The 18,966-nt window shown below is 64.2% G+C and carries 19 protein-coding genes; 10 read left to right on the plus strand and 9 right to left on the minus strand.

Annotated features, from left to right (window positions below; genetic code table 11):
* The first annotated feature begins 89 nt into the window (after positions 1 to 89).
* Both ABIA90_RS24465 and acuR read left to right on the plus strand, forming a co-directional pair.
* Positions 90 to 1,679 (plus strand): alpha/beta hydrolase domain-containing protein, encoded by a 1,590-nt coding sequence (locus tag ABIA90_RS24465; protein ID WP_354075362.1) that lies wholly within the window; start codon positions 90 to 92, stop codon positions 1,677 to 1,679.
* 127 nt (positions 1,680 to 1,806) lie between these two features.
* The gene (acuR, locus tag ABIA90_RS24470; protein ID WP_354119859.1) at positions 1,807 to 2,439 is read left to right on the plus strand and encodes an acrylate utilization transcriptional regulator AcuR; all 633 of its coding nucleotides are present in this window, start codon (positions 1,807 to 1,809) and stop codon (positions 2,437 to 2,439) included.
* A 327-nt stretch (positions 2,440 to 2,766) separates the two neighbouring features.
* Here the strand turns inward: acuR and ABIA90_RS24480 are convergent, their stop codons facing one another.
* Entirely contained in the window at positions 2,767 to 3,036 is a 270-nt protein-coding gene (locus ABIA90_RS24480) for an HGGxSTG domain-containing protein (RefSeq protein ID WP_354122477.1), read from the minus strand.
* The gene (locus ABIA90_RS24485; RefSeq protein WP_354119858.1) at positions 3,033 to 3,704 is read right to left on the minus strand and encodes a hypothetical protein; all 672 of its coding nucleotides are present in this window, start codon (positions 3,702 to 3,704) and stop codon (positions 3,033 to 3,035) included. Before ABIA90_RS24485 ends, ABIA90_RS24480 begins: the two co-directional genes overlap by 4 nt.
* 423 nt (positions 3,705 to 4,127) lie before the next feature.
* Between ABIA90_RS24485 and ABIA90_RS24490 the strand changes: the two genes are divergently transcribed.
* Complete coding sequence (locus ABIA90_RS24490; protein ID WP_354119857.1) at positions 4,128 to 5,102, plus strand: Bug family tripartite tricarboxylate transporter substrate binding protein; 975 nt, start codon at positions 4,128 to 4,130, stop codon at positions 5,100 to 5,102.
* 158 nt (positions 5,103 to 5,260) lie between these two features.
* On the opposite strand, the gene ABIA90_RS24495 is transcribed toward ABIA90_RS24490, so the two are convergent.
* From ABIA90_RS24495 to ABIA90_RS24505, 3 genes are all read right to left on the minus strand, one after another.
* The gene (locus ABIA90_RS24495) at positions 5,261 to 5,536 is read right to left on the minus strand and encodes a hypothetical protein (RefSeq protein ID WP_063984872.1); all 276 of its coding nucleotides are present in this window, start codon (positions 5,534 to 5,536) and stop codon (positions 5,261 to 5,263) included.
* Positions 5,537 to 5,614: 78 nt separating this feature from the next.
* Complete coding sequence (locus tag ABIA90_RS24500) at positions 5,615 to 6,472, minus strand: VOC family protein (RefSeq protein WP_354119856.1); 858 nt, start codon at positions 6,470 to 6,472, stop codon at positions 5,615 to 5,617.
* Between the two features lie 152 nt (positions 6,473 to 6,624).
* Positions 6,625 to 7,815, minus strand: a complete 1,191-nt coding sequence (locus ABIA90_RS24505) for a urate hydroxylase PuuD (protein WP_354119855.1) — start codon at positions 7,813 to 7,815, stop codon at positions 6,625 to 6,627.
* A 236-nt stretch (positions 7,816 to 8,051) separates the two neighbouring features.
* On the opposite strand from ABIA90_RS24505, the gene ABIA90_RS24510 reads away from it, so the two are divergent.
* On the plus strand, positions 8,052 to 9,392 hold the full coding sequence (locus ABIA90_RS24510) for a PQQ-dependent sugar dehydrogenase (RefSeq protein WP_354119854.1): 1,341 nt from the start codon (positions 8,052 to 8,054) through the stop codon (positions 9,390 to 9,392).
* Positions 9,393 to 9,438: 46 nt separating this feature from the next.
* Here ABIA90_RS24510 and ABIA90_RS24515 read toward each other — a convergent pair whose 3' ends face one another.
* Genes ABIA90_RS24515 through ABIA90_RS24525 form a run of 3 tightly spaced genes read right to left on the minus strand, consistent with a single transcriptional unit; the run spans position 9,439 to position 11,619 of the window.
* Entirely contained in the window at positions 9,439 to 10,239 is an 801-nt protein-coding gene (locus ABIA90_RS24515; protein ID WP_354119853.1) for an SDR family NAD(P)-dependent oxidoreductase, read from the minus strand.
* 1 nt (position 10,240) lies between these two features.
* Positions 10,241 to 10,795, minus strand: coding sequence for a carboxymuconolactone decarboxylase family protein (locus ABIA90_RS24520; protein ID WP_354119852.1), 555 nt, complete (start codon positions 10,793 to 10,795; stop codon positions 10,241 to 10,243).
* Positions 10,796 to 10,806: 11 nt separating this feature from the next.
* Complete coding sequence (locus tag ABIA90_RS24525; RefSeq protein WP_354119851.1) at positions 10,807 to 11,619, minus strand: SDR family NAD(P)-dependent oxidoreductase; 813 nt, start codon at positions 11,617 to 11,619, stop codon at positions 10,807 to 10,809.
* A gap of 233 nt (positions 11,620 to 11,852) precedes the next feature.
* Between ABIA90_RS24525 and ABIA90_RS24530 the strand changes: the two genes are divergently transcribed.
* Genes ABIA90_RS24530 through cyoD form a run of 4 tightly spaced genes read left to right on the plus strand, consistent with a single transcriptional unit; the run spans position 11,853 to position 15,703 of the window.
* Positions 11,853 to 12,686, plus strand: coding sequence for a cytochrome ubiquinol oxidase subunit II family protein (locus ABIA90_RS24530; RefSeq protein ID WP_354119850.1), 834 nt, complete (start codon positions 11,853 to 11,855; stop codon positions 12,684 to 12,686).
* Positions 12,676 to 14,676 (plus strand): cytochrome o ubiquinol oxidase subunit I, encoded by a 2,001-nt coding sequence (gene cyoB, locus ABIA90_RS24535; RefSeq protein ID WP_208073439.1) that lies wholly within the window; start codon positions 12,676 to 12,678, stop codon positions 14,674 to 14,676. The genes ABIA90_RS24530 and cyoB overlap by 11 nt, the downstream gene beginning before the upstream one ends.
* A complete protein-coding gene (locus tag ABIA90_RS24540; RefSeq protein ID WP_354119849.1) occupies positions 14,676 to 15,317 on the plus strand; it encodes a cytochrome (ubi)quinol oxidase subunit III in 642 nt (213 codons plus the stop codon). Before cyoB ends, ABIA90_RS24540 begins: the two co-directional genes overlap by 1 nt.
* Entirely contained in the window at positions 15,314 to 15,703 is a 390-nt protein-coding gene (gene cyoD, locus ABIA90_RS24545; protein ID WP_028150137.1) for a cytochrome o ubiquinol oxidase subunit IV, read from the plus strand. The genes ABIA90_RS24540 and cyoD overlap by 4 nt, the downstream gene beginning before the upstream one ends.
* Before the next feature lie 214 nt (positions 15,704 to 15,917).
* Here cyoD and ABIA90_RS24550 read toward each other — a convergent pair whose 3' ends face one another.
* Positions 15,918 to 16,706 carry a thermonuclease family protein gene (locus ABIA90_RS24550; protein ID WP_354119848.1) on the minus strand — a complete coding sequence of 263 codons (789 nt, stop codon included), beginning with the start codon at positions 16,704 to 16,706 and terminating at the stop codon, positions 15,918 to 15,920.
* Between the two features lie 200 nt (positions 16,707 to 16,906).
* Between ABIA90_RS24550 and ABIA90_RS24555 the strand changes: the two genes are divergently transcribed.
* Entirely contained in the window at positions 16,907 to 18,505 is a 1,599-nt protein-coding gene (locus ABIA90_RS24555) for a GMC family oxidoreductase (protein WP_354119847.1), read from the plus strand.
* Between the two features lie 7 nt (positions 18,506 to 18,512).
* Entirely contained in the window at positions 18,513 to 18,962 is a 450-nt protein-coding gene (locus ABIA90_RS24560) for a hypothetical protein (protein WP_354119846.1), read from the plus strand.
* Positions 18,963 to 18,966 lie beyond the last annotated feature (4 nt).

The raw sequence follows: 18,966 nt of genomic DNA on the forward strand, positions 1-18,966 counted from the left end.
AGTTGCCGGTCCATCATGTCCGTTCTGACACGGCGTGTCGTGATCAAAAAATGCTCGAAACCAGCCGCTATCCCCTATGGAGAATTCCCATGCCGCACCGTCGAAACGGGCGAATTGTGATGTTCTTGTTTTGCTTGTTCAGCCTGATCTCTACGGCGCGGCCAGTGAGCGCAGAAGTTACCCGGATCGAGTTCACGTCGAAGCAGCCTTACGGCACATTTCGCGCCGGCGACTATGTGATCTGGCAGGGCAAGATCCGCGGCGATCTATCGCCGCAAGAAGCCATCCCTGGGATCAACAAGGCGCCGCGCAATGAACGCGGGCGCGTCGACTACGCGGCGAAGGTCATTCTCATGATGCCGGCGGCTCCGCGCGGGGAAAACGGCGCGTTGCTGGTGGACGTACCCAACCGCGGGCAAGTCTGGGCCGAGGCGATCTACAACTCGCCACGCGACGTGCGGTTTCTCCCGGGCACGCTGGAGCAGGGCACCGGCTTTCTTCAAGACCATGGTTTCGCGGTTGCGGAGGTATTTTGGGAGCTTGGACAGAGTGCGGACCTGCCTTCGTTCGCTGACGCCGATGGCAAGACACGGTTCGTCGAGGGAGTGGGCTTTGCGATCGTCCGCGATGCCGCGGATTTCTTCGCGCATGCAGCTTCTGACAAGGGTGGAACGCCCAACCCGCTCAAGGGAGCGATCAACCGCGTGCTCGCGAGCGGCAGGTCGCAGGATGGACGATTCCTGAAGACCTTTCTCCTGAACGGCTTCAACATGATGGGCAACCGGCGCGTCTTCGACGGAATGCATGTGTTCGTCTCGGCCGCTGGCCTTCTACCGATCCTGCAGACGGGCCTTGGACCAATGTCGAGCGCCGAGGGGGCTCCAACATTCGACAACCCGGATTTTCCCGGCGTGAATGACGGACCGCTCACGATCGGGGAGATCACGGCCAAGGTCGAGGCGCGCGGCGAGGTGCCTCCGAGGATGATACTCGTGAGCTCCACCACGGACTACTATTCGCTGCGCGCTTCGCTTGGCCGCACGGGCGCGTCCGGAACCGCGGATCAGCCACTGCCCGCCAATGTGCGGATGTACGATATCGCGGGAGGCCCGCATATACCCGCCCCCAAGGCACCGGCCTGCACACTGACGCCAGGCCGCCTCGATTGGTCGCCGCTGTCGCGGGCCCTCCTGCTGCACCTTGATGCCTGGGTAAGCCGCGGCACCAAGCCGCCCGCCAGCGAGCTGATGTCGCTTGAAGCCGCGGGCGGCGAGCCACCTGCGCTGCGCGCCCCGACTCGGCTTTCCGCCGCAGTGATACAAGTGCCAAAGCGCGATCAGGACGGCAATGCGCTCGGCGGCGTGCGGCTGCCGGATGTCGCGGTGCCGACCGGCACCAATGGCGCCCAGAACCAGCCGCAGACATTCACCTGCATGCTGATCGGGTCCTTCTCGCCATTCGCAGCGACGAAAGCGGAACGAGAGCGTACCGGTGACGCCCGCCCGTCGATCGAAGAGCGCTATCACGGCCGCGACGATTACGTGAACCGGATCCGGATCGCCGCCCAGGATCTGCTAGCGCGTGGGTTTCTGCTGCCGGAAGACGCGGCAGTGATCGTTCAGGAAGCCGCGTCGACTAACCTGTTCGCGCCCGCACCAACGAATGCCGAGCCACGTTGAGTGAGCCAAGCCGGAGCCTAGGCCTACCACCGAACTGGTGGATGGAGTGAGAGGGTTTCCGCCACCTGCAGAACGCCGCATCACGGGCAGTTTGCTTCTTCTAGACGATCGGTCTATTACGATCTGCATGAGCAAGACGCTGCCTCGCCGCCGTCGCGGGCGACCTCCTAAGGAACTTGCCGGCACCAGCGCGACCCGTGACGCGCTTGTCCGTGCAGGTGTCGTTATGCTGACGGAGAAGGGCTATTCCGCGACGGGGATCGAGGAAGTCTTGCGGAGCGTCGACGTGCCAAAGGGGTCGTTCTACCACTACTTTCCGAGCAAAGAGGCATTTGGAGCGGAGCTGATCGACAGCTACGCTGGCTACTTTTCGCGGAAGCTCGACAGCTTCTTCCTGAACCAGCAGCATTCCCCGCTCGAAAGGCTCAGAAGTTTTACCGACGATGCTACGTCCGCCATGAAGCGCTTCCGTTATGCGCGAGGCTGTTTGGTGGGCAATCTTGGGCAGGAGATGAGCGTACTTCCACAATCATTTCGCCAGCAGCTGTTCGATGTGTTCATCGACTGGCAGCAGCGCACTGCCAAGTGCTTGAGAGCTGCCCAGGCTACTGGTGCAATCTCTTCCAACCAAGATTGCGACTGGCTTGCCGAGTTCTTCTGGATCGGTTGGGAGGGCGCGGTTCTTCGCGCCAAACTCGAACGCCGTTCCGAACCGCTTCATTCCTTCTCGAAGGGCTTTTTCAAGCTCCTCGGTGAATGAGTCGTTTTTCGTGTAGATGGCCGAAGGCACAATCCACCACACTATCTCCGCGCCATCATTTCAACCGACTTGATCAGCCGCTCGCGCTCGGCCGCGAGAGCCTGTCGATCTAGAACATCCCGTTGAGCTGATCGATCTCATGCTCGTGGCAAACGGCGCTAAGGTTGCGATTCTTGGTTTTGCAAGCGCATCCCCGAGTTGATCTGAATAAATGTCGCCTTCTGGCCCATCGCGACCCCTTTCACTGCCGCAAGAACCTGGTCGCTATTGGGGCAAAGCAGACGTAGCCTTCGTCGCATCACGCCGCGGGGTATATGGGTACACGGCCTAGCCCAGCTCTTGCAGCAGCTTCCGCGTCTCGCCCAGCAGCGCCCGTATCGCCCTTCGTTCTGCGATCCGGTCTTGCGTGAATAGCCCATGCTTCCGCGCATTCTGATTTCCCCTTGGCGCGCCTGATCTCGCGGCGCTGCCATGCATGCGACAGCGGGTCTTGCCGTGCACCGCCGGCGCGAGGCAGGCGGTGCCGCTGCGTGTCCTGGCGCCGCAGCGCGGACTCGCCAGCATCGCAGCCATGTTGCGGGGGTGGTCGCCGCTCATGCGCTGGCGCCTTGTGCGGCATCGACCAGTTCATGTTCGTCTTCGGCGGCTTCGTGAGGCGAGATCGATCCTGCTCCCATCGGCGTGTCCGCGACGCCTTGCTCCGTTACGATCATTCCAGCGTGCTGTACGGCGTGGCTCGCGGTGGCTCCCGCGCCATCCTGCACCGTCAGACTCTCCACCGTGATCGCCCGCTCGCCATTGTTGCGGTACCGGTTGAGCGCCTCGACCTGGGCCGGAAAGATTCGCGCCAGCTTGGCGAGCGCGCGTGAGGCGCTGTCCTGCCGCGCGATGTCGTCGGCGAAGGCGAGGCGATGGGCGCAGCGCATCGCCAGGACGTGAATGGAGACCATCTGCGCCGCCAGCATGGCCTCGATGGAGTCCCTCGGCGCGATGCTCTTCATCATCGAGATCATGAAGGCGAGATTGGCCTCGTCCGGCTTCTGCGCAATCACGCTGGCTTTCACCAATTGCTTCAAGATGCCGTGCAGCGCATCGCGGTCGACGGCACCGAGCGCGTCGGCCAGCAGCCGTTCGCCGGTTTCCGGGTCGGGATGGTCGATGGCAATGCGCCGTCTGTAGAGTTTGATGCGTGGGCTCGCAGCCGGGTCGCTGCGATCGGTTGCCGCAACCGGTGGCGTGGTGTGGCGATTTGGAGATGTCGTCATGTGTCGTGTCCTTTGCCGGCGCAGGTGCGCGAACGACCGCTCGCGTGCTATGCGCGACTACCAATTTCGAGATGTCGATGAGAGGCTTACGCGCGATCGCGGCGAGGCGCCCGAGGAGCGGGCGGCTTGGACGCTGGCGATTGTTGCGATGATGCCATCATGCCGGTGTTTTGCCCGACGTGTCAAAACTGCATTTCGTGGTATCCGAAGGTGCTTGTCCTGCGCAAGTCCTTGTCCTGACAGGGGCCGGCTACTGTGCATGGGGTTGTTTTCGCATTTTTTGTTTGGATGCGGCTCTCGCGTGCCGCGCGACGGAATGACGGCGCGCAAACGCGATTGCGAAATCCGGCGCGACCGCTAATCATGATCTCCAGAGGCGCCGCACCATGCAAAAGCGGCAGCGCGGGTCCGGGGAGAGAACGAATGCAACGAACGCTTCGCCTGCTGGCGATTGTCGCCGGATTGTGCGTGACGACCGAGGCTCTCGCGCAGAAATATCCGACGCGTCCGGTCAAGATCATGGTCGGCTTCAGCGCGGGCGGCCCGGTCGATGTGGTCGCGCGCATCGTCGGCGACCGGCTGAGCAACAAGCTCGGCCAGCCCTTCGTGGTCGAGAACCGCGCCGGCGCCAACGGCATGATCGCAGCCGAGGGCGTGGCGCGCGCCGACGCGGACGGCTACACCATCCTCGCCTGCAACTCGTCCACGATCACGCTCAACAAGACGCTGTTCAAGGACGCCCGCTACGATCCGCAAGGGGACTTTGCGCCGCTCACCACCGTCATCTCGGCGCCGCTCGTTCTCGTGGTCAATCCCGAGAATCCCAAGACGGCCAACATCAACACCGTCGCCGATCTGGTCGCGGCGGCGAAGGCCGCGCCCGGCGCGCTCGCTTACGGCTCGGGCGGCAACGGCAACCTCGCTCATCTCGCCATGGAGCTGCTCAGCCAGAAGGCCGGCATCAAGCTGATCCACGTGCCCTATCGCGGCGGCGCGGCATCCGAGGTCGGCATCCTCGCGCAGGAGGTTCTGGCAGTGTTCGATCCCTTGTCCGCCGTCCCGCTGGTGAAGGCCGGCAAGCTGCGCGCGCTCGCGGTGTCATCGGCCGAGCGGCTGCCGGCGCTGCCTGAGGTGCCGACCGTCGCGGAGGCCGGCTATCCCGGCTTCGACATCTCGTTCTGGGTCGGCTTCTTCATGCCGAAGGCCGTGCCCGCGCCGATCCGCGAGACGCTGCACCGTGAGATCGTCGCCGCCGCCAGGGATCCGGCGGTGCAGGAGCGGCTGGAGTCGCAAGGCGTCGTCAGCGTGCTCAGCCCGGCCGACTATGCCGCGAAGATCGCGAAGGAGACGACGGAGCTTGCCGAGGTCGTCGCGGCCGCGAACATCAAGGCGGAGTAGGAGGCGTCGCGGCGAGAGGATCTGCTTGCGGTAGCGGATCAGCGCTCGCTCGATGCAAGGCGGATGGCGCGGGCCTTCGCGCCGGTCGTCTTCCTCGATGCGCCGACGGAATCCTCATTAAAGCAGCAGGGAAAACCGGCCGCGAAGCGGGCTTCGAGCTAGTCCTTGGGAAAGTCTTTGCGCATCGCGATCTCGGCGGCGTCGCCGGGCGACAGCACGGTCTGCTCGAACGCCGCTTGCGGCTTCGTCATGATGTCGTAGAGCGAGATGCCCTTGATCGGCTTATCCATGAGCACGCGAACGCAGTCGGCGAGCGTGCCGTTGTAGACGAGATAGGGCGGACCCCGGTCCTTCTGTCTCTCGCCTTTCAGCGACGGCCACTTCTTCAGTTCGGCCGGCGCGTCATAGGCGATCGGCGATTCCTCTTTGAACATGCGCTTGGCCTCGGGCGGCGTGGAAAGCCGAAAGTCCTAGTGCCGCCGGGTAAACGCACGTTAAAGAATTAGTTAAAATCAGCCGGCAACGAAGGCGAGCAGGGTGCCGTTGGCCTTGGCCGGCGGCACGCAGATCGCGGCCCCGCTGCGCAACGCAGCCGGACCCAGCGCCTTCTCGGTCGCCGCGAGATCGCCGCTGACGAGCACCAGCGCCGCGCCGCCGCGCGCGGAAAGACCGGTGAGCGGCACGCCGGGATAGCGTTTGCCGAGCTGCTCCAGCGTCAGATAGACGAAGTCGGCGCGGTCGCCGCCGGACGGCACGGCGACTGCACCGTCGGCTTCCGCCTTCGGTTCGCGGTCGATCAGGCGGCCGAGATGCGCCGCTTCCTGCGCGGGCTCGGGCGTTGCGATCAGCGTCTGCCTGATCCGCTTCGCCGCATTGGCGTGCTTCATCAATTCAGGGATCCACACGGTCTCGCGGGTCTTGTGCTGGCAGGCGAAGATGCGCACGCCGCCGGGCGCCTCCGCGGTCGGCCACATGAAGGTGCGGAACTTTGCCGCCGAGATCGTGCCATCGGGCAGCGTCACCGGCCGTTCGAAATCGGTCGGGCCGATCGGCGTCAGGCCGCGCGCACGGATCTCCTCGGCGCCGGCCGCGCTGTCGACCGCCGTGAAGGCGATGCGCTCGATGCCCTCGCCGTGCCTGTCGACGAAGGCGCGGGCCGGTGCGTTGTGCTCGGTCGCCACCAGCACGCCGAGCAGCTCCATATAGTCGGGGTCGAACATGATGGTGTAATTGCCGGTGCCCATATGCGCGCTGTGGGTGCCGCGCGGCGACAGGGTGAAACCGAGCTGCCTGTAGTTTTCGGCGGCCTTGTCGAGGTCCCGAACCATGACCACGGCGTGGTCGATACCGATGATGTTCTTGAGGGCCACTGTTCTTTCCCCGCAGCAAATGCGAACTTGGATCTGGACCGCGCCAGCGGCCGCTGGCCCTGTCTACGCCGGATAGGCGATCAAGTCATTTTCAAATCGGGGGCGGATGCGGAATTTCATTTCGCGAAATGCGGTATCGACGCGTGATGGCGTCACTGCGTCTGCTCGATATAGGCGGCGAGGATGGCGCGCTCCTCGCTGGTCATGTCGGTGATGTTGCCCGGCGGCATCGCATTGGACCACGCCGCCACGCGGCCGATCAGGCGGATGTTGCGATGGATGTGCTCGGGCGCGTCGAGCAAGATGCCCTTGGGCGCGGTCACGATGCCGGCCCAGACCGGCTCGGCCGCGTGGCACATGCTGCAACGGGACATCACGATCTCCTCGACATTGGCGCGCGTCGGCTGTGCCGACAGCGCGCCCGTCTTGACCTCGCGTGGGCCTGCCGCGGAGAGCAGGAGGATCGCGATCACGCCCAACGCGGCGACACCCCACACCCACCACGGCGATTTGCGCCCCGCGTGCCGTTCGTTGAAGAAGTGGCGGATCACGGGGCCGAGCGCCAGAATGATCGCGACGATGATCCAGTTGAAGCGCGTCGCGTAGAGCAGAGGATAGTGATTGCTGATCATCAGCACGACGACGGGCAGGGTCAGGTAGTTGTTGTGAACCGAGCGCTCCTTGCTGGCCTTGCCGAGCTTCGGATCGGGCGCCTGGCCCGCGATCAGGCTGGCCACGATCTTCTTCTGGTTCGGGATGATCAATGCGAACACGTTGGCGACCATGATGGTGCCGATGATCGCCCCGATCTGGTTGAAGGCGCCGCGACCGCTCAGGACGTGGGTGAAGGCGTAAGTGAGCGCGACCAGGAACAGATAGCCGCCGATGGCAAAGGGCAGCTCGCGCTGCGCAAGCCCGGTGCGGCAGGCCGCTTCATAGAGCAGCCATGCCAGCGCCAGGCTGCAGAAGCTGAACAGCCCGGCCTGGATCGGTGAGAGGTCGAGAATCGACTTGTCGACCAGGAACAGGTCGGCATCGAGATAGTACACCACCACCATCAGCGCGAAGCCGGACAGCCAGGTGGTGTAGGCCTCCCATTTGAACCAGGTCAGCTCCTCCGGCATCTGGCTCGGAGCCACCAGATATTTCATGATCCGGTAGAAGCCGCCGCCATGGACCTGCCAGGCTTCGCACTGCACGCCGTCCGGCAGGTCAGTCTTTGGCTTCAGGCTGAGATCGAGGGCGATGAAGTAGAAGGAACTGCCGATCCAGGCGATCGCCGCGACCACGTGCAGCCAGCGCAGCAGCAGGCTCGCCCATTCCGATATGATGGATCCCCACATGATCACCCCATCAATTGCGACCTGGATGCCGCAGCTTTGATGACCGCAACCGGCGGTCGCGCCCTTACAATGTGTCGCACCGATCTGCCGCATTTTCCAGTACGATGGGCTCCGGCTGATGCACATCGTGCGGGCATGAGCTGACGTGGGATTCGGCAGGTGTTTGTACTGCCGCAGAACATTTGCGGACCTATAAGCGTCGACGTTCAGGACGCGCAGGCTGGGAGGAAGACGACGTGAAAAGCAGGATTTCGTCCGCAGCAGCGGCTGCGGGATTGCTGGTCGCGCTTGCTGCCAGCGCGCAGGCCGAGCCGGTTCTGCAAGGCAAGGACGCCTATGGCGATTGGCAGGCCGACAAGCCCGGCACGGTCAGGTTGATCCGGCCGCAGGACCTCGTCAGGCCCGGCGCGACACGGTCGGTTGCGAGCACCGCGCGTGTGGCGTCGCGACCGCCGGAGGCCACGCCACGTGTGCCGGCGGGTTTCAAGATCGAGCTGTTCGCCGAAGGCTTGCGCGCGCCGCGCATTGTGAGGGTCGCGCCGAACGGCGATGTCTTCGTCGCGGAGACGCGGGCCGACGCCATCCGCGTGCTGCGCGCCGGGGATGGCGGCAAGGCCGCGACCAACGAGGTGTTTGCCAGCGGATTGAGACGGCCGTTCGGCATCGCCTTCTTTCCGAACGGCGACAATCCGCAATGGGTCTATATCGCCAACACCGACAGCGTCGTCCGGTTTCCCTATCAGGCCGGCGATCTCAAGGCGCGCGGCAGGGCGGAGACGATCGTGGCAAGCCTGCCGCAGGACGGCAGCCATTCCACCCGCGACATCGTCTTCACGCCCGACAACAAGCGCATGCTGGTCTCGGTCGGCTCGCTCAGCAACGTCGCCGAGGGCATGGGGACGCCGCCGGGCGGGTTGGATGGCTGGTCGAAGACGCAGCCGCTCGGCGCGGCGTGGGCCAGTGAGCTCGAGCGCGCCACCGTGATGGCCTTCACGCCTGACGGCAAGGACCGGAAGATTTATGCCACCGGCATCCGCAATTGCGTCGGTCTTGCGATCGAGCCGCAGAGCGGGCTGCCCTGGTGCTCGACCAATGAGCGCGACGGGCTCGGCGACGATCTCGTGCCCGATTACGTCACCAGCGTGAAGGAGGGCGCGTTCTACGGCTGGCCGTGGTTCTATATCGGCGGCAACGAAGATCCGCGTCACGCCGGCGCGCGGCCGGATCTCAAGGACAAGGTGACGGTGCCCGACGTGCTGATCCAGCCGCACTCGGCTTCGCTCGGCATGACTTTCTATCAGGGCACGCAGTTTCCGTCCGACTATCAAGGCGATGCCTTCGCCGCTGAGCACGGCTCCTGGAACCGCTCCAAGCGCACCGGCTACAAGGTGATCCGTATCAGGATGAAGGACGGCAAGCCCACCGGCGAGTACGAGGATTTCGTCACGGGGTTTGTCGTGAGTGACACGGAGGTCTGGGGAAGGCCGGTTGGTGTCGCCGTGGCGAAGGATGGATCGCTGCTGGTGTCGGAGGACGGCAATGGCACCATCTGGCGGGCGACGCGCGCACCGCAGTGACGCTGTTTCCCTCCCCCTCCAGGGGAGGGTAAGCAGCGCGCTCGAATTACCCCCGTCTCACACTCGCGCCACCATCCACCGGCAGCGTCACGCCCGTGATGAAATTCGCCTCGTCCGACGCCAAGAACAGCGCGGCATTCGCGACGTCCCAGCCGGTGCCCATCTTCCTGCGCAGCGGCACCTTGCTGTCGCGCTCGGCTTCGACCTCGGCGCGGGTCTTGTGCCACTCGCGGGCGCGGGTGTCGACGGCCATCGGCGTGTTCATCAGGCCGGGCAGGATGACGTTGGCACGGATGCCGTATTCGGCGTTCTGGTAGGCGAGCTGCTCGGTGAAGGCGATCATGGCCGACTTCGTCGCCTTGTAGGCGACGTAAGGATAGGTCGTGATCGCGGCCATCGAGGAGATGTTGACGATGGCGCCGCTTCCTTGCGCGCGCATGACCGGGATCACTTCCTTCGCTGCCAGAATACAGCTCTTCAGATTGATGGCGACGACACGGTCGAACGCCTCCTCGGTGATTTGAAGCAGCTCGGCATCGCCACCGGACAGGCTGACGCCGACATTGTTGTGCAGCACGTCGATGCGGCCCCAGCGCGCCAGCGCATCCGCGACCATCGCCTTGATGTCCGCGGATTTGGTCACGTCGGCCTTGAAAGCCGCAGCGGTGCCTTGCTCCGCTGCGATCAGATCGACGGTTTCCTGCGCCGATTCCAGGTGGTGGTCGACGCACAGCACTTTGGCACCCTCGCGCGCGAAGGTCAGCGCGGTGGCGCGGCCGTTGCCCATGCCTTCACCGGGGCTCTGGCCGGCGCCGACGACGATCGCGACCTTGTCCTTCAAGCGCATGTCACTTCACTCCCGGGATCGGGTACTGCTGGAGCACCTCTTTGTAATACGGTTCGTTGTCGATCTTCATGGTGGCGAGCACGCGCACCATGCCGCAATAGAAGGCGATGGTGAGCACGAGGTCGACCATGTGCTCGTCGGAGAGATCTCTCTTGATCTCTGCGAAGGTCGCGTCCGACATCGCGAGCTCGCGCACCATCTCGCGGGCGCCTTTCAGGATCGCTTGTGCCAGCGGCTCCAGCGTCGACGGCTTGCCTTCGGTCTCCGCCATCAGGCCTGCGATGTCCTCGTCTGTGACGCCGAACTCCTTGCCGATCTTCACATGGTGGGTGAATTCGTATTCCGACTTCTCCATCCAGCCGACCTGGAGGATCGCGAGCTCCCGCAGCCGCGGGTCGAGCTTGCTCTTGAAGCGAATATAGCTGCCGATGCCGTTGAAGGCGCGCGCCATCTCCGGCGAGTTGACCAGCAGCTTGTGCAGGTTGGTGTTGCGCTTGAGCATGTCGCGATAGTCGGGCGCGACCTGGTCGGCCTCGAGATAGGGCAGGCGGGCCATCCGTGTTCCTTTCAGTGTTCCTGTGATTCACGTTCCGGCGCTTGCAGCGTCACGCCGCCGTCGACCACCAGCACCTGGCCGGTGATATAGCGCGCGAAGTCGCTGAGCAGGAATTTGACGGCGTGGCCGACATCCCAGCCGGTGCCTTCGGTCTTGAGCAGGGAGGCCCTGGCGCGGTTGGCGCGCGCCTGTTCGCTCATGCCGCGGGCATAGACCATCGGCGTGTACATCGGTCCGGGGCAGATGCAGTTGACGCGGATGTTGTCGCGGCCGTGATCGACCGCCATGGCGCGCGTGAGACCGATGATGGCGGCCTTCGACGTCGTGTAGGTCGTGAGCCCGCGCGGCCTGAGCGCCGAGATCGAGGAGATATTGACGATCGCGCCGCCCTTGGCGGTCTTGATCATCGCGGGGATCGCGTGCTTGGAGAGCAGGAACATGGTCTCGACGTTGACCTGCATGACGCGGCGATACTGCTCGGGCGTCTCGTCGACCACGCTGCCGCGGCTGCCGATGCCGACATTGTTGTCGAGGAAATCGAGCCGGCTCCAGCGGTCGAGCGCGGCCTCGACCAGTGTCTTGCAATCGGCTTCGCTGGTGATGTCGCCGCCATGCGCTGATGCCGTGCCGCCCTCGGCCATGATCATCTCCACGGTGCGCTCGGCGAGCTTGAGGTCGCGATCGGCCACCAGCACTTTCGCGCCGGCGCGGGCCAACAGAATTGCTGCAGCGCGGCCGTTGCCGATGCCGTCGCCAGCGGCGCCACCGCCGCTGATCAGCGCCACCTTGCCGGCGAGGCCGGCATCGTCCTCGGGGCCCTGCATGTCGTTTCATCCCAATTATTTTCGTGCAGATTAGCAATCGCCCTGACAGGAGAGAAGGCCGATGGTCCCGCGCAGATGTCATTGACATCGCATGGAATTGCATGCCGCCGGGCGGCACGGCGCGCGATTAAGCGGGCATATCACGGAACCGTTCTGCCGAGCTTGCGTTTGTTGCGGGGGCTTTTCCGCGCTAGGCTCTCGCTTGGGGTTTCCCAATCGTCAGTGGCTTGCCGATGAATCTGCTCGATCCACAAGGGCCGGTGGCTGCCGCCAACAGCACCATCCTGGTCGATTCCGTCTTCATCATGCTCGTGATCGTGGTGCCGACCATTTTCGCGATCTTGGCCTTTGCGTTCTGGTTTCGCGCGTCCAATCCGAGAGCACGTTACCAGCCTGACTTCGTCTATTCCGGCCGCGTCGAGATGGTGGTGTGGGCGATCCCAGCGCTCACCGTGATCCTGCTCGGCGGCGTCGCCTGGATCGGCTCGCACCAGCTCGATCCCGCCGCGCCCGTGCCGGGCACCGGCAGTCCGGTCCGCATCCAGGCGGTCTCGCTCGACTGGAAATGGCTCTTCATCTATCCGGACCAGCGCATCGCCACCGTCAACACGCTGACGGTGCCGGCCGGTGCCGAGCTGAATTTCCAGCTGACGTCGTCGAGCGTGATGAACGTGTTCTTCATCCCGCAGCTTGGCAGCATGATCTACACCATGAACGGCATGGTGACGAAGCTGAACCTGCGTGCCGACAATGAGGGCAAGCTGCAGGGTCTGTCGGCGCATTTCTCCGGCGACGGCTTTCCCGACATGATGTTCGACGTCAACGTGATCTCGCCGCTCGCCTTCCCGGGTTGGGTCGCGACCATTGCGAAGACCGATGCCGTGCTGAACGAGGAGAGCTACACGAAGCTGATGCAGCAGGGCATCGAGAAGAACAGGCTGACCTTTCGCCTGGACGATCCCCGTCTGTTCGACCTGATCGCAACCCAGCACATTCCGCCAGGGCCCGGCCCGGAGCTGCTCTCCGATGCCGGCAGGCCGCACAGTGGAGGTCACGATGCTCGGTAAGCTCGATTGGTCGGCGATCCCGTTCGACCAGCCGATACCCCTCGTCGCGGGTGCCGTGGTGCTGGTCGCGATCCTCGGCGTGCTGATCTGGGTCGTCGTGAAAGGGCATTTGCCGTATCTATGGCACGAATGGATCACCAGCGTCGATCACAAGCGCATCGGCGTGATGTACATCCTGCTCGCTTCGGTGATGCTGCTGCGCGGCGGCAGCGACGCCATCATGATGCGGCTCCAGCAAGCGGTCGCTTACCAGTCACAAGGCTATCTCCCGCCGGAGCACTACAACCAGATCTTCTCGGCGCACGGCACCATCATGATCTTCTTCACGGCGATGCCGTTCGTGATCGGGCTGATGAACCTGATCGTGCCGCTTCAACTCGGCGTGCGCGACGTTGCTTTCCCAACGCTGAATTCGGTCGGCTTCTGGCTGACAGCGACCGGCGCGCTGCTGGTCAATATCTCGCTCGTGGTCGGCGAGTTCGCGCGCACCGGCTGGCTGGCTTTTCCGCCGCTGTCGGAACTGTCCTATTCGCCGGGCGTCGGCGTCGACTACTACGCCTGGTCTCTCCAGATCTCCGGCGTCGGCACCCTGGTCGCCGGCATCAACCTCGTCACCACCGTGCTGAAGCTGCGCACCAAGGGCATGAACTATCTGCGCATGCCGATGTTCTGCTGGACCACGCTGGCCTCCAACCTGCTCATCGTCGCCGCCTTTCCGATCCTCACCGCCACGCTCGCGATGCTGCTGCTCGACCGTTACCTCGGCTTCCACTTCTTCACCAATGAAGCCGGCGGCAACGTCATGATGTTCATGAACCTGATCTGGGCCTGGGGGCACCCGGAGGTCTATATCCTCGTATTGCCGGCCTTCGGCATCTTCTCCGAGGTGGTGTCGACCTTCTCAGGCAAGGCGCTGTTCGGCTATCGCTCGATGGTGCTCGCGACCATGGCGATCTGCGTCATCTCCTTCATGGTCTGGCTGCACCATTTCTTCACGATGGGCGCTGGCCCCGACGTCAACGCCATCTTCGGCATCGCCAGCATGATCATCGCGATACCGACGGGCGTGAAGATCTACAACTGGCTGTTCACGATGTATGGCGGCCGCATCCGTTTTGCGACGCCGATGCTGTGGGCGGTCGGGTTCATGGTCACCTTCATCATCGGCGGGCTGACGGGCGTGCTGGTCGCGGTGCCCCCGGCCGACTTCATGCTCCACAACAGCATGTTCCTGGTGGCGCACTTCCACAACGTCATCATCGGCGGCGTGCTGTTCGGCGCCTTCGCCGGCTTCGAGTACTGGTTCCCGAAGGCGTTCGGCTTTCGTCTCGACGAGCGCTGGGGCAAGGCCGCGTTCTGGTTCACCTTCCTCGGCTTCTACGTCACCTTCATTCCGCTCTATATCGCCGGCATGCTCGGCATGACCCGGCGCATGCAGCACTACGACGTCGCGGCCTGGCGGCCATGGATGTTTGTGGCCGCCGCCGGCATGGCGGTGCTGTCGATCGGCGTGATCTGCCAGATCGTGCAGCTCGTGGTCAGCATCCGCAACCGCGAGGCCCTGCGCGACCGCACCGGCGATCCCTGGGACGGCCGTTCGCTGGAATGGGCGACCTCGTCGCCGCCGCCCGTGTTCAACTTCGCCTTCTATCCGGATGTGCGCGGCGAGGATGCTTATTGGGATCAGAAGGCCCATGCCAAGCAGCAGCAGCTCGAGCATGATCGGCCGGAGTATCAGGATATCGAGATGCCCAGGAACTCGCCGACCGGATTCGTCTGCGCGTTCTTCGCCACTATCATGGGCTTCGCCCTGATCTGGCACATCTGGTGGATGGTGATCCTGGGCGGCATCGGCGCATTCGCGACCTTCGTCGTGTTCGCCTGGCGCGACCATGACGAATACGTCATTCCGGCCGACGAGGTCGCAGCGATCGATCGCATCAATCTCGAGGAACGGCGCAGCCTCGTCAGCATGGCGGGAGCGCTCTGATGTCGATGACGGCGACCGCCGGCCGCGCGCATGCCGACCCCCACCATATCGGGCTCGTCGTCGAGCATCCAGGCCCGGCATCGAAGCGCATCGTGACCGCCTACGGCTTCTGGGTCTTCCTGCTCTCCGATATCGTGATGTTCTCCTGCTTCTTCGCGGCCTATGCGGTGCTGTCCGGCCAGACCGCCGGCGGCCCCAGCGGATCGGAGATTTTCGAGCAGCGCAACGTCGCGATCGAGACGGTCTGCCTGCTGCTGTCGAGCTTCACCTGCGGCATGGCCAGCATTGCCGCCGACGTGCGCAACCGGTTCTGGTTCTATTTCGGCATGACCGTGACCTGCGTGCTCGGACTGATCTTTCTCACCATCGAGTTCCGCGAATTCGCTAATCTCGTCGCACGCGGCTATGGCCCGTCGCGCAGCGCGTTCCTGACCTCGTTCTTCTCGCTGGTCGGATGCCACGGCCTGCACGTCTCCGCCGGCGTGCTCTGGCTGCTCACCATGATGGCCCAGGTGTTTGCAAAGGGCTTTCGCGCCGACGTCCTGCGCCGGATGATGTGCTTTGCGCTGTTCTGGCATGCGCTTGACATCGTCTGGGTCGGGGTCTTCTCCGTCGTCTACCTGCTTGGGAGTGCCGTATGAGCGATCAGACGCATGTGCGGACCGGACACGATCTCGCACCGGGCGAGGAAGAGCAGCACAGCGTCGGCGAGCGGGTGCTCGGCTATGTCGTTGGGCTCGGCCTGGCGCTGCTGCTCACGGCAACCTCGTTCTTCATCGCCGGCACCGACCTGGTCTGGCAGCCGTCCATCCCCGTCGCTCTGATCGTGCTGGCGATCGCGCAGATGGGCGTGCACCTCGTGTTCTTCCTGCACATCACGACGGGGCCCGATAATACCAACAACGTGCTGGCGCTCGCCTTCGGCCTTCTGGTCGTCTTCCTGGTCGTCGGCGGCACCGTCTGGATCATGGGGCATCTCAATGCGAACATGCCGCCGATGGACCAGATTATGCCGATGCGGAAATAGGGCGCACAAAAAAGAAGAGCCGCTTGTTGTGACAAGCGGCCCAAGTCTAGGGAGGAAACGCCCGAGCAAAGCAATCGGACCGAAGCCGGATTGCTGCCAAGGAACGCTCGCGCAAAGCGCTTGCGTACATATTAGATGTAGCAACCACCGAGAGAGTTCAATTCCGGATCAATACTGTCTCCGGCTACCGCTCACATGCTCGTGACGGGCTTCTTCATTTCGGCCGGCGGCAATTGTAGGCCTTGCGGAAGCCGGCGGCCTGCGCGTCGTCCTCCGAGCAGAACCAGCGGTCCGGCTTGGTGGTTGCGGGATAGCTCGGGCAGCCCCTTAAGTGATAGATGCCGATATTGCCGGTGACGCGTGCGCGCACGGCGAGCTTGCCCTTGATGCTGCAACTCGGCGGCATGGTCAGCTCCTCCGGAAACAGCGCCGCGCGGATTTCCTTGTCGCGGTCGGCGCGGCAGGCGGCGCCGAGCAGCGTGCCGTCCTTCTTGCCCATGCGGAATTCTTGCGGTGCAACAAAGCAGCCCTTCCAGATGCCGGCTGACGCGGTTTTGGCATCGGCCGCGGCAGCCTTGACGTTCGCCTTGATCGGCTCGCGGGCGATGGCATAGCCAAGCTTGACCAGCTGCTCGTTCAACGAGACCTTGTCGCCCTCGGCGGTGCAGATCGCCCGGTGCCGTTTGCCGAAGCTCTTTTCCGGCCCGACATCGTCACAGCGCACGCTGCGTTTGTTGATCAGCTTCGCCAGCTGGTCGCGGGCCTCGATGCCGCAGGTCCAGGGATCGGCGTGATCGTCGATGCAGACCTGGTCCAATTCGGGCGCGTCGACGCCGTCGAGGCGGTAGGTGACGTCGCCGAGCTGGATCGAATTGGCGTCCCGGACGGTCGCGGCCGCCGTCAGCGCGGAGGCCGGCCCGGACGAGGCCAGAAACCCGGACAGAGCGAGACACGAAACAAGCGCGAAGGCGCGGGCGGCGGCAAATGAATTCCTAAAGGACATAACGTCTCGCTATCGATTGCTCTGGCGCCTCGTTCCTAGCATCCGGAAGTCGCGATACCAATGGTCTGCGCCCTGCGAAGTGCGACATTCGCGCGCCAGCCTTTACTGACTGGCCGGTCTGCCCCTATCGTTCGGCACGATCAAAACCTGCGTAGACCGAATCGCCCTTGAAGCGGCGAGGGCGGGAGGAAGAAATTTCGATGAAAGACCCCGTGGACGTCCTGATCATCGGCGCCGGCGCTTCAGGTGCCGCGATCGCGTGGTCGCTGGCCGAGACCAAGATGCACGTCCTTTGCCTGGAGCAGGGCGGCTGGATGAACCCGGCGGAATATCCCAGCACGGGCCGCGACTGGGAGGCCAAGTTCTACGGGGAGTGGTCGTCGAGCCCGAATGTCCGCGGCCGGCCCGAGGACTATCCGATCAACGACGACAATTCGCCGATCAAGGTCGTCAACTACAACGCGGTCGGCGGCTCGACGGTGATGTACACCGCGCACTGGCCGCGGCTGCATCCCTCCGATTTCAAGGTGAAGACGCTCGACGGCGTCGCCGACGACTGGCCGATCGACTACGACGCGCTGACGCCGTTCTTCGAAGAGAACGACCGCATCATGGGCACGTCAGGCCTGTCGGGCGATCCGCTGTCGCCGCTGACGCATCCGCCGATGCCGCAGCAGCCGATGGGATTGTCCGGCGCCATCATCGGCAAGGCCATGAACAAGCTTGGCTGGCACTGGTGGCCGTCGGACACGACGGTTGCGACCACCGACTATGAGGGCCGCGCGCGTTGCATCAATCTCGGCCATTGCACGCCGGCCTGCGCGCAAGGCGCAAAATCCTCGACCGACATTACCTATTGGCCGCACGCGATCCGTGCCGGCGTCGAGCTGCGCACGCATTGCCGGGTGCGCGAGATCACCACCGACGAGAACGGCATGGCCTCGGGCGTGGTCTATTACGACAAGGACGGCGTCGAGCAGTTCCAGCCGGCGCATGTCGTCATCATCGCCTGCAACGGCGTCGGCACGCCCCGGCTGCTGCTCAACTCGGCATCCAACCGCTTCCCGCACGGTCTTGCCAATTCGTCGGGCCTCGTCGGCAAGAACCTGATGTTCCATCCCTATGCGCAGATCTACGGCTATGTGAAGGAGCCGACCGACAGCAACCGCGCGCCGCCGACCTGCCTGTGGAGCAAGGAGTGGTACGACACCGACCTGTCGCGCGGCTTCGTGCGCGGCTACGGCGTTCAGTTCGTGCGCGGGGCAGGGCCGGTGTTCGAGGCTGTCGTGAGCGAGCAGAGGGGAATTTTGCCGTGGGGCGCGGATCATCACCGCGTCTTCCGCAAGCTCAACGGCCATCGGCTGGGATTCTCCGCGATCTGCGAGGACCTGCCGGAGGAGCACAATCGCGTCACGCTCGATCCTGTCTTGAAGGACAGCCACGGTATTCCCGCGCCGAGGATCGACTACACCATCAGCGAGAACAGCCGGAAGATGATGGAGCATGCGCTCGCCCGCGGCCGCGAGGTTCTGGAAATGGCGGGGGCGACCGACATTTGCGTCAACTCGCCGATCCCGTGGGGCGGCTGGCATCTGCTCGGCACCGCGCGGATGGGCACCGACCCCGAAAAATCCGTCGTCAACGAATGGGGCCGCACGCACGACGTGAAAAATCTCTTCATCGTCGACGGCAGCATCTTCGTCACATCGGGCGGCGTCAACCCGACGTCCACCATCCAGGCCCTCGCGCTCTACATCGCCGACCAGATGAAGCAGCGCCTCGCAAACTTGTTCGACTGAGGCCGTCATGTCCGCTGACAATCAACTCAACCGCGCCCAACGCGACGACCTCCGCACCATTGCTGCGATGATCGTGCCCGCCAGCGACGAGTACAAGGTGCCCGGCGCCGACGACCCTGCGATCCAGGCCGATATCCTTGCGACCCTCGGCCGCGACGCCAAATTGGTGGCGGCGGCGCTGGACCATCTGGCCCGGCTCGCAGGGCAACCGCTCGCCGAGCTCGATGCCGCCAGGCGCGATGCGGTGGCGCAGGAGTTCCGCAGCTCCGGCGGCGCCGCCGCCGCAACGCTCGTCCGCGTCGTCCTGCAATGCTACTACCGCGACGACCGGGTGCTGCGCTCGCTCGGGCTGGAGCTGCGCGCACCGTTCCCCAAGGGGTACGCGCTCCCGGACGGCGACTGGTCGCTGCTCGACCCGGTCAAGGCGAGGGCGGGCACGCTGCGGCGCGCGCCCTAGCCAT

The organism is Bradyrhizobium sp. LA6.8 (assembly GCF_040547935.1).
Classification (GTDB): domain Bacteria; phylum Pseudomonadota; class Alphaproteobacteria; order Rhizobiales; family Xanthobacteraceae; genus Bradyrhizobium; species Bradyrhizobium barranii.